Source organism: Cohnella kolymensis, from assembly GCF_000829465.1.
Taxonomy (GTDB): Bacteria; Bacillota; Bacilli; order Paenibacillales; family Paenibacillaceae; genus Cohnella; species Cohnella kolymensis.
Genome location: NZ_JXAL01000016.1, coordinates 142,492 through 155,297, shown reverse-complemented (window position 1 = coordinate 155,297; position 12,806 = coordinate 142,492). Strand labels below are relative to the sequence as shown.

Sequence of the window (12,806 nt, the reverse complement as noted above, 5' to 3'; positions counted from 1 at the left end):
GTTTTCACCTACAGTCCTAAGAGTTGGGCTCGCAAACGTCCGTATGTGTTGGGAACTGCTGCGGAGTTTTTTATGAAAAACCTCACACTATACCCCAATACACCCGAAGACCCTGTTAATGGGTGACTACGCCAATTGGGGGAAAGGACTGCATTTTGAGTAGAGGCCACAGTAGAACCAATATCTGTTGCTCCAGAAAAATCTCTTCTACCTACCCCCACATCGTATTGTTGATCGCTTTGGGCAAGTACCACTACATTTCTTACCCAATGTACATTGTCAGTCCAGTTTCCAAATATAATTGCACCCGCCGCCATGTTGGAGGCATCTATTGCCAAACCGACGTCCTTGTTTTCGCTGTAAATCAGCACGCTTAACCCTCCTTATAAACAAAAATAAGGCAGAGCTTTTACACTCTGCCTCCTATGGTTGGGAAGACTATTCTTTATTCTTTTTGTCTGCTACTTGCTTGAAACCGGCTTTTTCAAACGCGGCTGCTTGCACCTCGTCATTCAACTCTTGCTCGGCAATCACTTTACCATCTTCATCCTTCAGCACGTATTTCATGCTTACCCTCCTAATTAGGCGATTTTATGTGCGAACAGCGCATTGACTTTGTTTGCCAAAACAAATGCGTCATAACGCTTGCGTCCCTCTACGAGTTTGCCATTGACCCCGGGTGGATTATCATGGATCTTGTATCTTCCAGTTTTTGTGCGGCAACAGTCGCGATAGGGTGAGTCAGGATGAACGCATGGCTTGCAGGCAGGTAGACCGAAGGAACTTTGACGATCTTCACGCCGTCCACTTCGCCCACTTGACCGTTGATGAGCATGTTTTGAGCAATCTCAGATGCCTTGATGAACGTGTTATCTTGCTTGAGGAAGTTGTAGTAGGCAGGCGTAACAAACGCGATACGGCCCGTTACCGGCACTTTGTCCTCGTCCAGCGCAGCACCTGCGTCCAGCAGCTTCACATAAGCGTTGGAAGCCGTGATAGCGGCTGTGGCGGTGTGACCGTTAGTGATGGCGGCTGCCGACATGGCGGCCAAACGGTAGACGTCGATCTCCGGCACAATTACTTCATCAATCTGACGAGCAAGCGCCTTGCCTGCTTCCATCACGCCTTGTGTGTCCTGAGTGTTTGCACGGTCGATGGTGAACGTGAAGGAACGGTCACGCGTCAGCAGCATCGTTTGAACCGTGTTGTCCAGTTCAGCAGGAGTTCCGTAACGGGATGTGCCTGTCTTAGTATAGTTGTTCATTGCTACTGTTGGGATGGAGTAGATTTTGATGGTGTCTACACCTGTCCAATCGTATTCCCGGTTAACTGCGGATTCGGTAACGGATTTCAGTTTAAAGCGATCGTCTACCTTTTTCTCATATTTCGCGGCGAGGTTCATTGCCAATGTAATCCAGCTCCTTATGCGGTGTTATTCCGCCAATATTTTTCTTCTGCCTTTTCTCTTTCTTGCTTTGCTTCTTCCAATGTGTCGAACGTTCCAAGGTGTACTCGTCTACCGTTACAGTTGATCTGCGCACAGAACTTTTTACCGTTCGGACTTGGATACACACCGTTCACGCCGGTTGAATTGTTTTTCAAAATACGACGATTGCGCATCTGTTCTTCCTTTGTTGCCCAGCGGCAGTTAGACGTTTCATAGTTGCCGTTAACATCGTTGCGCTCGATAGAATGCCGGGATGTTGGACGTTTGCCCCAACTAACCGACCGAACCGCACGCCTGTCAGATCAATGTGGGTACTCATCAGACAGAATTAAACCCCCTCAAAAAGTCGTCCTCACTCGCCACTTCATTGCTTCCGTGGTCTGTGACGCTTCCGATAGGGGCTCTTTGTTGGTTCTTTTGGTTTTGTTCAACGACTTTTACTTTGGTTAAGAGATCCGCACGCTCTTGCTCCATATAGGCGTATTTGAGCGGCACACCGTCTGCAACCCTTTGCCATGTTTCAGGCTTAATGGTCTTGGGGTCAACGTCCGGGAACTGAGCGACAAACTCGTTGTATTGGTCGTTCTCTCGCTGTTTGGATTCGAGTTCCTTTTGCTGCGTTTGATACTGTTCGCGGAACTTCCGATTTTCCACAAGCTCCTTAACCACCTCATCGGGCAGGCCTTGGTCTTGGTACTTATCCATGAGTTCCTTTTCAGCCGTTGCCTGTTGTACTCAGCCTCAGTCGTGATCGGTTTCCCGTTCCACGCATAGCCTTGCTCGGCAATCCAAGCATCACGCGCTTGTTGTGCGGCTTCTTGTCGGACTCTCTCGATGCCTTTATCATAGTTGAGTCCCTTTTGTGCGAGGGTTGTCGCTTCCTCAAGACTGATTTCCTTTTCTTCATGGTTATATTTAATCTTGAGTTTTTGCGGCTCTTGCGTTGGCTCTGCCTCTTCCTCAGTCGGTTTGGTATCCTCTACTTCGGTTAGGGTTTCTGCCGGTTGTTCTTGTTCTACCTCTTGCTCCGGGGCTGGTGTGGCCTCGTAGTCGTCCGGTAGAATCGCGTCATCATCAAACATAGGTAAAGCCTCCTCGCGCTATGGTAGGCGCAAATTTGCCCAGTTTAGAGTCGTATGGCAGGACAATAAAAAAAACACCTTACGCAGGTGCTTGTTGCAGTAATTTCTGTATGATTTGTTCTTTCACATCAGGTGGCGCTTGTTCAAAAGCTTTGCGTTCTTCCGGCGACAGTTGCTTGAGTGCTGCTTGTATGTCGATATCCTGCGGCTGGTTAGCCATCTCTTGTTGTGCCATCGCCTGCTGTTCCTGCATCATGGCTTGTTGCTGCATCCGTTGCTGAATGCTTGCGATAAGCTCCTGCTTCTGCGGAATGTACTCGTCAGGTATGCGCTGTAAATAGTCGATGATGTCCAGGTGTCCCTCTTTGAGCAGGTTATCCATCGTCTGTACGCTGGCGATCTCTGACCAATAGGAGGCTTCGCCCACATCAGCTTTAACGTCTAGCCACATATCCTTGAAGATGCTGAAATCAAACGGTAGTACCTGCTCACCCACTTGAACCGGACGCGGCCCGTAGTATGTGCCGATCATGTCAAAGATGATGCGCCCAATGTCTTCAAACCACTCATGCAGGTTTGCTTTCGGGTTCTCCAAGGGAATAGCCGACGACTTCTGCACCGCAATGATGGCTGATGTGTTTTTGGGATCAACGTTACCCATTGCCGCGTCACTGATTCCGAGTGTTTCCTTTGTGTACTGCATCGCAAGTTCAATAGCCTGAATGATTTGATTGCTCATGTTTCCAGGCTCAAGGTAACCGGCAATATTCTTGATATTCGCCTCATGCCCGATCCCGGTAACAGGGATGGCATCACCAATACCGTTTGACCAATTCTCGATAATGTCTGCGTTGTACACCGCTTTTGGGAATGCCGTCATCATCAAATGATACATAACCATGGCGAACATGCGATTAATGAAAATTTGGTTCGGCAACATCCCCGTACATAGTGCGCGTCCGTGGTACTGGTTCTTCTGCTTCTCCCAGTTCAGCCATGCCACAGGATAGTGAGAAAGCTCGGTGTCAATGTCCTTGTAAATGTAGGCTGTTTTGACGCTCTTACTGGCTTTGATCGTCTTGGTTTTCTTGTCGTAGCGGTATACGATGATATATTGTGCTTTGCCGTAATCGTCTGCTTCTACCTCGATGCGCCCTGCTTCACCTAACTGTTCGCCGTAGTCCACATCTGAGGTAATTTCGCCGTTTTGTTCCTTCGACTTGTACCGTTTGGCTTCATCTCGCAGGCTTTCGACCATATCCCGGCCTGAGACGATGATATAAGGCTGCTTATCGATGCGGGAGTTGTTGGCGTTACCGAAGAACACATTAGAGCCATCCACCATCTCCATACAAATCTCGCCTTGTACGTCTTGACCACCGTTGTATGCTCTCTTCTCGATGTCGAAGTAGAAGTGTGCGCAAGCGTCTCCGGTTATGGCGGAATCAAATAAGGCTTCACGCTGCTTATACTCCATTTTGAACTTCTCAAGCAGAGTTTTGGTTTGCTCATTTGCCACCTCGATTGGGTCTATACCCTCCATCATTGGAAGGTCGTTACCGTATCCCAAAGGCTTATAGTGGATTTTGATGTTCGATGTGGTCATGGAAGCGACGAAAAAGGTAATAACCCGCTTGATGATGTTAAACACGGGCTTCGGCATGTTCGTATCCGGCAGATTGCGCCATTGATCGCCCTGGAAGAAGGCTAGATTCGCATCAACGGTGTCGTAATAGTTCGGCGTTAAGCGGTTGTTGTATCGCTTGCCCGCCTCGTATAAGTCCCAATCTTTCGTTGTATCGGCCAATCTATGTCACCTTCTTTCGCTCAAGGGCTTGCGATACGTCATAGTTCATCAGTGATTGGAAATGTTCGTGCGTCTCTTTGGCTTTGCGCTTAACCTCGGGATCGGGTTCATCATGCTTCGCCGGTTTCGGCTTTCTTGATTGCAGATAAAGAAAGATCAACGCAGAAAAGACTGCCCCAGTGAGCAGTCCTTGTAGGTAATCCATATTTACCACCTCATCAATTCTTTAGGTGCTGTACCGCCTGTCATCGCCTTAACCATCTTAGTGTGCTTCTCCTGCGGTGTCGGATTGTCAGGGTCAGGCGTGTGCTTCTGCTCCTCTTTGAACTTCATGCACTCATCATTCATCGCGTAACGTGTCATGTCGATTGCATGGTTGTTCTTGTCGGGATAACCTGCTTTAAAGTTGCCGTTTGCGTCTTTCTCAAGCTCATACGTTAGAAACTCTCTTGCTGTCTCTGGGCAACGTTCGTCATCAATTATGATGGCTTCTAAGTCCTGCAGGAACTTAACGCCGTACTCGATACTGTCCGGGCCTTTCTTCACGCCTCTGATGCGTAAGCCATATTGCCGCAGCTCGTGGATACTCTTAGGTTCTGCGGAGTCTGCAAGGATCTGCTCGTTCTGTTTGTTCTCTTTTGCAACATGCTCATATGCTGCATGATTGCTTAAGCCCACTTTGTAAAACTCATGGAAGATATATAAACGCTTCTTCTTGCGGTCGTAGTGCATCACGCCATAAGAGAAGGGGTCTATCGCATAGCCAAAGTCGATGCCTCGCCGGATGTTGTAGAAGTCTTTGATTTCTTCATCACTGATCGGGCGTATCTGTACATTGCTGAACACTTCGCCGCCTGTACCGGTGACTTCGCCCAGGTATTCATGTTCGTAGGAAGTGGGTTTAACAGATTTAAGGTGATTAGCCTCAATTAGGAACTGATCGCCTAACCATTCTTTCGGCACACTCAAGTAATTGCTGTGGTGCACTGTTCTATCCTCGCGTGTATATTGAACCTCCGCGTTGACCCAATTGTTCATGGACTTCGGCGGGTTGTAGCTGTATAACACAATATGTTTAGATCCGCCACGCATTAGAGATTGGTTAATCATCCGTATCTCTTCCATGCCTGAGAACTCGTCTACTTCCTCGTACCAAATGAATTTACAGTAGCCTTTGCTAAACTTGATGGATTTGATCTTCTTAGGGTTATCTGCGCCTCTGAATATGATCTTCTGACCAGTTGGAATGTAGGTTAAACTCAGTGGGCTTATTCCCCTGTGCCAATACCGATCCACACCGAGTTTTTCAATGGCCCAGGAGAGCTGTTCATAAACTGAATCCTTTAATGTGTCCTTCACTTTACGGAGTGCAACACAGTTTGCTTCGGGATCTTTCATGATGCCGAGTATGAGTTCAATGGCGACGAATGACGACTTAGTGGAACCACGACCGCCTTTGAGCCAATAGTGCGTATGTTTATCTTTCTTGATGTCCAAATGAACCGGATGAAAGGATGGTGCTATGACATCTGCTAACTTAATCATTTGATATCATCCACAATCTGAACGCCTAATGTGCCGCTATGCTCGATTTTGTCTTTGAACATACCTAAGTGCTTGCCAATGAGCTCTAAAGCTCTGTTTGCCCCTTGGCTGTCAAATTGGTATTCGCCGGTTTCTTTAAGTGCGCGTTCCTCATAATCCCATTTCATCACGGGTTCAGCTTTCATTGAACGATCGGCAACTTGAACGAGTTTAGCAAGCACCCATTCGGCCTCAATATTAAGCTTTTCTGAGCGCTCAGTCATCTTCTCGTCTATATACGCGCGAACTTCAACATGTTTCAACAGTCGTTGTCCTTGTGAATAGGCTGTCTTTTCACTGTAACCGGCTTTCTTGGCTGCTTCGGTGGCATTGGGTTCCACGAGATAATAGTCAGCAAACATTTGTTGTTGCGGATTCAATGCCACTTCCATCACCCCGTTTCCCATTCGCTATTTGTATCAACATGCGCTGTGCCCTTCTTGCATATATGGCAATATAGATGTTTAATATGTCCCGGAGTTCTACGCCTTCCGTCTATGCGCCATATTGGATGTTTAGATTCACATTCACTGCATATCAGTATCACGCTCACTGTTGGCCTGTTGTTCTTGCTCATGTTGGAACCATCTCGATCATCCTCCTATGTTTATTTGGGTGATGTATGTTTAACTAATTCAATGGGTTCCCTCCATTCCCTTGCCTAACAGATTGGGATCACACTCCGCCTATTCGGCTATCAGATTTGCACTCATTTGCATGAATTTTTATATCTGACTCCGCTAAATCGACCATTTCTTTGCACATTATTACATGATATGCGCTCTATCCAATAGGTCTTTTAAAGTGATTGTTGGTTTATCTGCTGTGTTTTTCGCTTTTGTACAATGGTTTCTGATCGCGACTGACCTAGCATCTTCAATCGTGCGCTTTATTTCATCCCACTTCTTTTCATACTCTGTGGTCATCTTCTCACCTCAGTTTTCACATGATCCGTCTTTACAGTCGTTTCCGTATGCTTCTTCTTCGGTGACAGGTTCGCTCATCTATCTCACCTCACACATAATGAATCCTTTTTACGGCATCCCTGCTGTATTCAAATACCTGAAACCGTTTATGCGCTGTTGTATATCCGTAATCATCGTGGTAATCGTCAATCTCGTTTGCTGTTGGCATCCTTCTGATGACAGTCCCGCGTTTGTCTATCACTCGCTCATGGTGTAAATGACCGGTGAATATTTCTCTCGTCTTAGCTTGTGACCACTCTATTGGAAACTCTGTTGAGAAGTTTTCTGTAAGGTTTTCTTCTTTCTTTTTATCCCCGTGGTTCACTCCAACAAAGTTCAGCCCTAACATGTGGACTTTTCTTTCTTTGAAGCTGGTGTCAAACTCTGCCTGTGGGAATTTTCCTCTGAGGTACTTCACAAACGACCACGACATTGATTCATCGTGATTACCTTTTGAGTACATGATTTTCGTTTTAGTGTTTTTATTCTTTAATGCTGCCACAATGATAGGCTCATAGAACCGCGCTGCATCTTCCCATGCCTTTTCCATGTCTATCTTGCCTATAAGTGTTCCGCTTGCTGTCTGCCCTCTAAAGTTATCTGTATGGAGAAGGTCTTGGCCTACGATTATGAGTATTTCTTTGTATCCTGTTTCGATTAGGTTTAGGATCTCTGTCTGTGTTGCCTTATACGTGTCGTAACTGCTTATGCCGAAGTGCATATCAAAGAGAGGAAGGCTCAAATACCTTTCCCCTGTAGGTATTATATTCTGTTTTACTATTACGCTCGGTACATTGCTTAACCTCTTTATGAGGCTATCCCAATCGAATCCGTTCACCTTTGGCTTAACTGATATCTTGCTGCTGAATAGTGTTACTGTTCCGTCCTGCTTATTATGTTGGTTCCAAATGCTGGACTTCGCGCCAACAATCTCCCATGCCTCTACACTGTATCCATGCGCTTTAAGGAGGTATGACGGGTCTTTCGATTCCTCTATGGACATCCTCACCAGTTTATTGCTGCTCTGTGTGCCGTCCTTGTGTATCTCGACTTCCTCTTTGTAGTTATGTATCTCTGGAGTGTCTGTCCTTGGCTGTGTGCCAATCTGACCCTTCACCCATGTGCGAAACTGTTCACCATTGGCGAATCGGGTTTTCTTTGCGAGTTCGTTCCAGCTCTCGGTGATTTCTTTGTTGCGCTTTTTGATGCCAATCTCTAAAAGCTTGTCCATTCCATCACCTCTGGCTTCTAAGTGCCCCGGCCCCCACCACTAGCCGCCATTGGGGCATAACCCAACGCAAAGAACCATCCAACACGGATGGCTATTGCGTGCTCCATACAAAGAAAAAAGCCTTCGAGGAGGAAGGCTCTGAAACCTATTATTATATTCTGCTCATATTACCATTATGCACCGGGAAAATGATTCAAAAGTGCAATCTTTGTGCAATTATAGGGTATAAGGTCATCTCCAGCCTATTTTATCGGTGATAGCTTCAATGATATCATCCCGCCAATTCATGATTTGCCTTCGGCTGATGTGTAAGTTTAGTGCGATCCCTTCCCAGGTAAGCGTTTGAGGTCTTGCCCAATATCTCATCTTTATCATGTCGCTCTTGTCTTTGGGAAGCCTGTCCACCACGCTCTCTATAGCCTCCACTATGCGCTCCATTTGCTCAATGCGCCTATGACTCACCATTAGGGTTGCCGTTCGTCCTGTCGGGTCACTAGGGAGGCTAGAGCGCCCTCCACCGTTGTTGTCCGGTGTTGCTGTGGCGTAGAGAATTTCATTCTTGAGGCGCACAATTTCTTTTCTTGTGTCGTGGTAAGCGTAAAGTTCGGACTCTACATGTTGGAAAGTGCCTTTGCGTATCTTTGGTTTTAACATTGGCTTCCTCCCTTATACCTCACTTGTGAGGTATATCCCTCGACTGTCCTCAATGATGTTTTTAAGTTGTAACCGGTGTGTTTCAGTTTCAACGAATAGTGTTGCGTCAGGGTCAGCGTTTGTCTGAGTGAAATACTCCATCAACTCACGAACCGTCATATCTCAGCCCCCCTTAAATATCGGTAAATGCAATAATAAGTGTCCATACGCCTGTTGCTGCCCATAAACCTATAGCAAAACCGAGTTTAAATTGATTGATTTTCAAGGCTTAAACCTCCTTTTCGGCTTGGGCTTTTTTAACCGCTTCCCATAGCGCATCGCACAATGTATCACCGTGATTTGTGCCTCTCCCTTGTTGGAATACATCATAGCCTGTCGTAATGCATCATGCCGCGTACTGGAATCTTATCAATGTGGAGCGTTGGATACTCTTTTGTTTCAAGGAACTCAATCATCTGACCAATAGATAGCAGCGGGAGGACTCTTGTCTTCATGTCGTCTAATTCCCATCCTAGATAACCGCTAGGAACATGACCTGTAGAATCGACTTTTGGATAGTAGTAAGCGTCTCCGTATTGCGGATTCCACCATTCACGAAGTTGTTCTTTTTGCTCGTCAGATATTTCACGAAGTTGGATCTTGGTTATCCGTTGTTTCATTCTTTATTCCCCCATCCCTAATTGCAGGCACATGAGATTGAACGTTACCTTGCTCACGCCTAATCTCTCAGCTATGCGGCTTCTCGGGAGTACGTTGTAATGGTTGCGGATGTATAACGCTTCATCGTCGGAAATCTCCACCTTTTGTTGTTGAGCGCGTTTTGTTCCATTTGTGAGCTTGTCCACTGTCTTGTAGCAATCGACCAGGACTTCACTTTTTCCGCCGGTGGATTTGATGGCTCCAAGTTCCCTCAGTCGTGCGAAGTAGTTGCTTACCGTTTTCTTGGGTATATTAAGCTTTTCTGCCATCTCAATTTGGTTGAGTCCTGTGCCGATAAGTCCCAACACACTGGCTTCGCGTTCCGTGAGTGTGATCATTCCGTTTCCCCCTCATACTGGCTTAATATGGCTCTTGCACCTCTGCCCCCTTCTCTCAGTATCTCGTAGCCGTTAAGGGGCGTGTACAGGGATGTAGAGGCGTAATAGGCGAGTGCCGAACGCAGGGCTATATTCTCGTCGGTCAGTTCGTCGCGGGAACGGATGGCTTCTTGTAATGGGGTCATGGTTTCGCCTCCAATGTCTCAATGAGACGGTTTAGATACCACTGAGCCTTGCGTAGATCCTCAACTCCGTTCTTCTTCTTCCATCTCCAAAGGTACTTTATCGTGTTCCCTGTGGCGTATCCCTCGAATCCGACTAATCCGCTTGTTGCTGCTTCTATGGCGTGGATACACTCCACTTTACCGGCTGTATAGTGTGATGGATGATTGACGTTATCGTTCATACTGTTTCCTCCTCCGGGTTTTCCGGTAACTTCTCACTTGTACTGGATATTCCGGTAACTCTTTTGTATTCTTCGTATAGTTCTTTCATCAGTGTTCTTGTTACTGTTCCTCCATAGGGTAGGTCTTTGTAAATGTAGTCTGTGATTAGAGTTTCTTTTAAGGGATTCATGTGCGGCCCCCGCTAACGCTGGGCTGTTCGGTCGATTCGATGCCCTGCGGCCCTTCGTCATACTGCGCGAAGCATCCACATCCGCCTAAGTCGAACAAATCCACTTGTAACCCCAGCCCCGATTCCCATTCCTCACGTAACTGTCTAAGGGTGAAGGTCTGTTCCTCTCCATCCACTGTGCGGGTGAGTATCGACACATCATCACGCCCAAGATATTCTCGCATCTCCTGCTCTTTCTGCTCATGGTGCTTATAACGCTCTGGCATCGTTTTTAAGAGGTTTAAAAAGTGTGCCTGCCCAGCTCGTACACAGAACCCGCCGCAGTTGTTATGGCTGAATCCTAGCTCGTACAGGCGCGGTGTTTTAATACCGATGTCTCTTAGCTGGCGTATCATCTGATGCTTGTCCAGGTAAGGTTCCTCGCTCATTGGTGCTTCAACCTTGTATGGAGCCCAATGCTTCACGATGCTGTTTAAACGGTGCATTTCTGACCAATCAATCCCGACATAGAGTGTTGTTTCATCCGGGTTGCAGTTAGCGTCCACCCATTTCCTCGCAACCTTTTGTTTAAGTAAGTGTGAACACTGCGCTATACGGCTATTTCCGATCCAACGAACATCTTTGAACACTTCCCAAGGGTTCCGCCCGTCTTTGAGCCACACTAACTCGCATCCGAAGTTGTCTGCTGTTTGTTTTAAGAATCTGTATAAGTCCTCATCCTCAATGAGTGTATCTGTGAAGAGTGGGGTTACATTGTCTTTGCCGTGTTTGTCGATCACTCTTTTAGCCGCTGCCCAGGAGCCGATGCCCCCGGAGTACATCACTACATGCTTTACCATCTCGGCATCGCGCTCCTTTTCTTTTGCTGCTGTGTTTTAAATGGCCGGCGCTTCTTCTTCTGCCTTCTCACAATCTCCTGTGCGGCCTGGTGTTTATAGATGCCTGCTTCCGGGTCATTGCATGCCACCTCGTATAATTGAGATAAAGTGGCTTCTTTCCAGTTCATATGTCCTCCGGGTCGGGTACGTCATCGAACATTGCGCGGTTAAAGGGTGCATCGGGAAACTCCATCAGGTATAGGTGTGTGTGAAAGGAGAATTGCTCGGTGTGATGGACGATGTAAACATGGCCCTTTGTGAGTCCGAAACTATGGGCTCTGGATACTTCTGAGGCGTATCCTCTTGCCATATATCTGACTTGGCTCCATTGTGTGGGAATGTATTGGGTTATTAGTTCATCCATGATTAGACCTCCTTGTTCGGCTGCCGCCTTCGGCTAGGTGATGCGGTCGAATCGAAGGCGGCAAGCCGCAAACCTTAGTCCTTCATAAACACTAACCAGTGTGTTTTGCTCCTCCGATTCCCGAATAACGGTTTAACTCCTATTGCCTTGATTACTTCAGATAATTTGATTTGATCCTCGTTCCACTTGAAAATAAGAGTCCCGTTTGGCTTCAAAACTCGCATACACTCCTTAAATCCTTGAGCTATGTCATTCTGCCAATCTTGTCCGAGTTTTCCATACTTCTTAGCCAGCCAAGAAGCATCGCCGACTTTCGTTAAATGAGGTGGGTCAAACACCACTAAGTAAAAGGAATTGTCGGCAAAAGGTATATTTTTAAAATCTGCTATTAGATCGGGATTCACTTCTAACTTTCGTCCATCGCATAACGTGTCACTTAGCTGGCGGATATCCATGAACACTGCATCATTATTTTGTTTGTCAAACCAGAACATCCGACTCCCACAACATGCGTCTAAAACTCGTTCCACTTTGGTTCCTCCTCAAGAAACACTCTCGATAATAATTTCCGATCGCTGCTCTTTCTCCTCAAACACCCATCTCTTTTCAACGGTGAGTTTCATTACCTGTTTGTCATCGATATAGGCGATTTTATTGAGTCCGTCTAAATAGGCTTTTGCGAGATTGTCCACATCCACATCGGGAACCGGCATCATGTAGGCTATCGCGGTAACGGTGATATCTCCCTCTACAGGTTGTTTCACTCCGCAGGCTTTTGCGTCCCATCCTACCTGCTCTTTGTAGGCGAGGTAACGCTTTGCCTGTGTGCTGACATACTTGCTGCGCTGTGTCATTCTCACGGCGGGTACGGGGCGACCTGGGACGATGATTTTTATCATTGGGCGATAGCAGCCTTAAGTTTGTCGATTACAGCGTCTATCCCTTCTGCGTATCCGAAGTGATAACTTGATGCTGGGTCCCATCTTTGCTTGTTGTACTCATCAAACTGTCGTTTTGCGATAAGTTCCATCTCAATGATTATCCGCTCTATTGCTTCTTTCATCGCTGTACCTCCCTTGTTTGTTTTTAGGAACTCCGTATGCCAGTGGCTTGATTGTTGTCGATAAAATTCAATTAGTTCTTTATCAGTGAAATCGTCGTACACCGCTGTACCTCCTTAT

At 46.7% G+C, this 12,806-nt stretch carries 22 protein-coding genes; all 22 read right to left on the bottom strand.

What is annotated here, in order from left to right; translation table 11 throughout:
- Window positions 1–8: 8 nt before the first annotated feature.
- Window positions 9–371: a hypothetical protein gene (locus SD71_RS10775; protein ID WP_041062575.1), complete on the bottom strand. Its 363-nt coding sequence runs from the start codon at window positions 369–371 to the stop codon at window positions 9–11.
- Between the two features lie 67 nt (window positions 372–438).
- Window positions 439–567 carry a hypothetical protein gene (locus tag SD71_RS25550; protein WP_268747731.1) on the bottom strand — a complete coding sequence of 43 codons (129 nt, stop codon included), beginning with the start codon at window positions 565–567 and terminating at the stop codon, window positions 439–441.
- Between the two features lie 88 nt (window positions 568–655).
- Window positions 656–1,402, bottom strand: a complete 747-nt coding sequence (locus SD71_RS10770) for a N4-gp56 family major capsid protein (RefSeq protein ID WP_235427083.1) — start codon at window positions 1,400–1,402, stop codon at window positions 656–658.
- A gap of 20 nt (window positions 1,403–1,422) precedes the next feature.
- Entirely contained in the window at window positions 1,423–1,620 is a 198-nt protein-coding gene (locus SD71_RS10765; protein ID WP_052476147.1) for an AP2/ERF family transcription factor, read from the bottom strand.
- Between the two features lie 273 nt (window positions 1,621–1,893).
- On the bottom strand, window positions 1,894–2,529 hold the full coding sequence (locus SD71_RS10760; protein WP_041062572.1) for a hypothetical protein: 636 nt from the start codon (window positions 2,527–2,529) through the stop codon (window positions 1,894–1,896).
- A 79-nt stretch (window positions 2,530–2,608) separates the two neighbouring features.
- Window positions 2,609–4,336 carry a portal protein gene (locus SD71_RS10755; RefSeq protein WP_041062569.1) on the bottom strand — a complete coding sequence of 576 codons (1,728 nt, stop codon included), beginning with the start codon at window positions 4,334–4,336 and terminating at the stop codon, window positions 2,609–2,611.
- A 1-nt stretch (window position 4,337) separates the two neighbouring features.
- A complete protein-coding gene (locus tag SD71_RS10750) occupies window positions 4,338–4,541 on the bottom strand; it encodes a hypothetical protein (protein ID WP_041062566.1) in 204 nt (67 codons plus the stop codon).
- A gap of 2 nt (window positions 4,542–4,543) precedes the next feature.
- Window positions 4,544–5,881 carry a PBSX family phage terminase large subunit gene (locus SD71_RS10745; protein ID WP_082034175.1) on the bottom strand — a complete coding sequence of 446 codons (1,338 nt, stop codon included), beginning with the start codon at window positions 5,879–5,881 and terminating at the stop codon, window positions 4,544–4,546.
- Entirely contained in the window at window positions 5,878–6,312 is a 435-nt protein-coding gene (locus SD71_RS10740) for a terminase small subunit (RefSeq protein ID WP_082034207.1), read from the bottom strand. Before SD71_RS10740 ends, SD71_RS10745 begins: the two co-directional genes overlap by 4 nt.
- Before the next feature lie 622 nt (window positions 6,313–6,934).
- Window positions 6,935–8,116 carry a hypothetical protein gene (locus SD71_RS10730; protein ID WP_041062559.1) on the bottom strand — a complete coding sequence of 394 codons (1,182 nt, stop codon included), beginning with the start codon at window positions 8,114–8,116 and terminating at the stop codon, window positions 6,935–6,937.
- A 231-nt stretch (window positions 8,117–8,347) separates the two neighbouring features.
- Window positions 8,348–8,770 carry a RinA family phage transcriptional regulator gene (locus SD71_RS10725; RefSeq protein ID WP_041062556.1) on the bottom strand — a complete coding sequence of 141 codons (423 nt, stop codon included), beginning with the start codon at window positions 8,768–8,770 and terminating at the stop codon, window positions 8,348–8,350.
- A 365-nt stretch (window positions 8,771–9,135) separates the two neighbouring features.
- A complete protein-coding gene (locus SD71_RS10720; protein WP_041062553.1) occupies window positions 9,136–9,429 on the bottom strand; it encodes a hypothetical protein in 294 nt (97 codons plus the stop codon).
- A 3-nt stretch (window positions 9,430–9,432) separates the two neighbouring features.
- A complete protein-coding gene (locus SD71_RS10715) occupies window positions 9,433–9,807 on the bottom strand; it encodes a LuxR C-terminal-related transcriptional regulator (protein WP_041062551.1) in 375 nt (124 codons plus the stop codon).
- Window positions 9,804–9,992 (bottom strand): hypothetical protein, encoded by a 189-nt coding sequence (locus SD71_RS10710; RefSeq protein WP_041062548.1) that lies wholly within the window; start codon window positions 9,990–9,992, stop codon window positions 9,804–9,806. The genes SD71_RS10715 and SD71_RS10710 overlap by 4 nt, the downstream gene beginning before the upstream one ends.
- Window positions 9,989–10,213, bottom strand: coding sequence for a DUF3310 domain-containing protein (locus tag SD71_RS10705; RefSeq protein ID WP_041062546.1), 225 nt, complete (start codon window positions 10,211–10,213; stop codon window positions 9,989–9,991). The genes SD71_RS10710 and SD71_RS10705 overlap by 4 nt, the downstream gene beginning before the upstream one ends.
- On the bottom strand, window positions 10,210–10,383 hold the full coding sequence (locus tag SD71_RS23955) for a hypothetical protein (RefSeq protein WP_161793374.1): 174 nt from the start codon (window positions 10,381–10,383) through the stop codon (window positions 10,210–10,212). The genes SD71_RS10705 and SD71_RS23955 overlap by 4 nt, the downstream gene beginning before the upstream one ends.
- The gene (locus tag SD71_RS10700; RefSeq protein ID WP_052476146.1) at window positions 10,380–11,222 is read right to left on the bottom strand and encodes a hypothetical protein; all 843 of its coding nucleotides are present in this window, start codon (window positions 11,220–11,222) and stop codon (window positions 10,380–10,382) included. The genes SD71_RS23955 and SD71_RS10700 overlap by 4 nt, the downstream gene beginning before the upstream one ends.
- A complete protein-coding gene (locus SD71_RS23950; RefSeq protein ID WP_161793373.1) occupies window positions 11,216–11,389 on the bottom strand; it encodes a hypothetical protein in 174 nt (57 codons plus the stop codon). Before SD71_RS23950 ends, SD71_RS10700 begins: the two co-directional genes overlap by 7 nt.
- Window positions 11,386–11,625 (bottom strand): hypothetical protein, encoded by a 240-nt coding sequence (locus tag SD71_RS10695; protein WP_041062544.1) that lies wholly within the window; start codon window positions 11,623–11,625, stop codon window positions 11,386–11,388. Before SD71_RS10695 ends, SD71_RS23950 begins: the two co-directional genes overlap by 4 nt.
- Window positions 11,626–11,699: 74 nt before the next feature.
- The gene (locus tag SD71_RS10690; protein ID WP_041062541.1) at window positions 11,700–12,155 is read right to left on the bottom strand and encodes a class I SAM-dependent methyltransferase; all 456 of its coding nucleotides are present in this window, start codon (window positions 12,153–12,155) and stop codon (window positions 11,700–11,702) included.
- Between the two features lie 12 nt (window positions 12,156–12,167).
- On the bottom strand, window positions 12,168–12,524 hold the full coding sequence (locus SD71_RS10685) for a RusA family crossover junction endodeoxyribonuclease (RefSeq protein ID WP_041062539.1): 357 nt from the start codon (window positions 12,522–12,524) through the stop codon (window positions 12,168–12,170).
- Window positions 12,521–12,790, bottom strand: a complete 270-nt coding sequence (locus SD71_RS10680) for a hypothetical protein (protein WP_041062536.1) — start codon at window positions 12,788–12,790, stop codon at window positions 12,521–12,523. The genes SD71_RS10685 and SD71_RS10680 overlap by 4 nt, the downstream gene beginning before the upstream one ends.
- Window positions 12,791–12,806 lie beyond the last annotated feature (16 nt).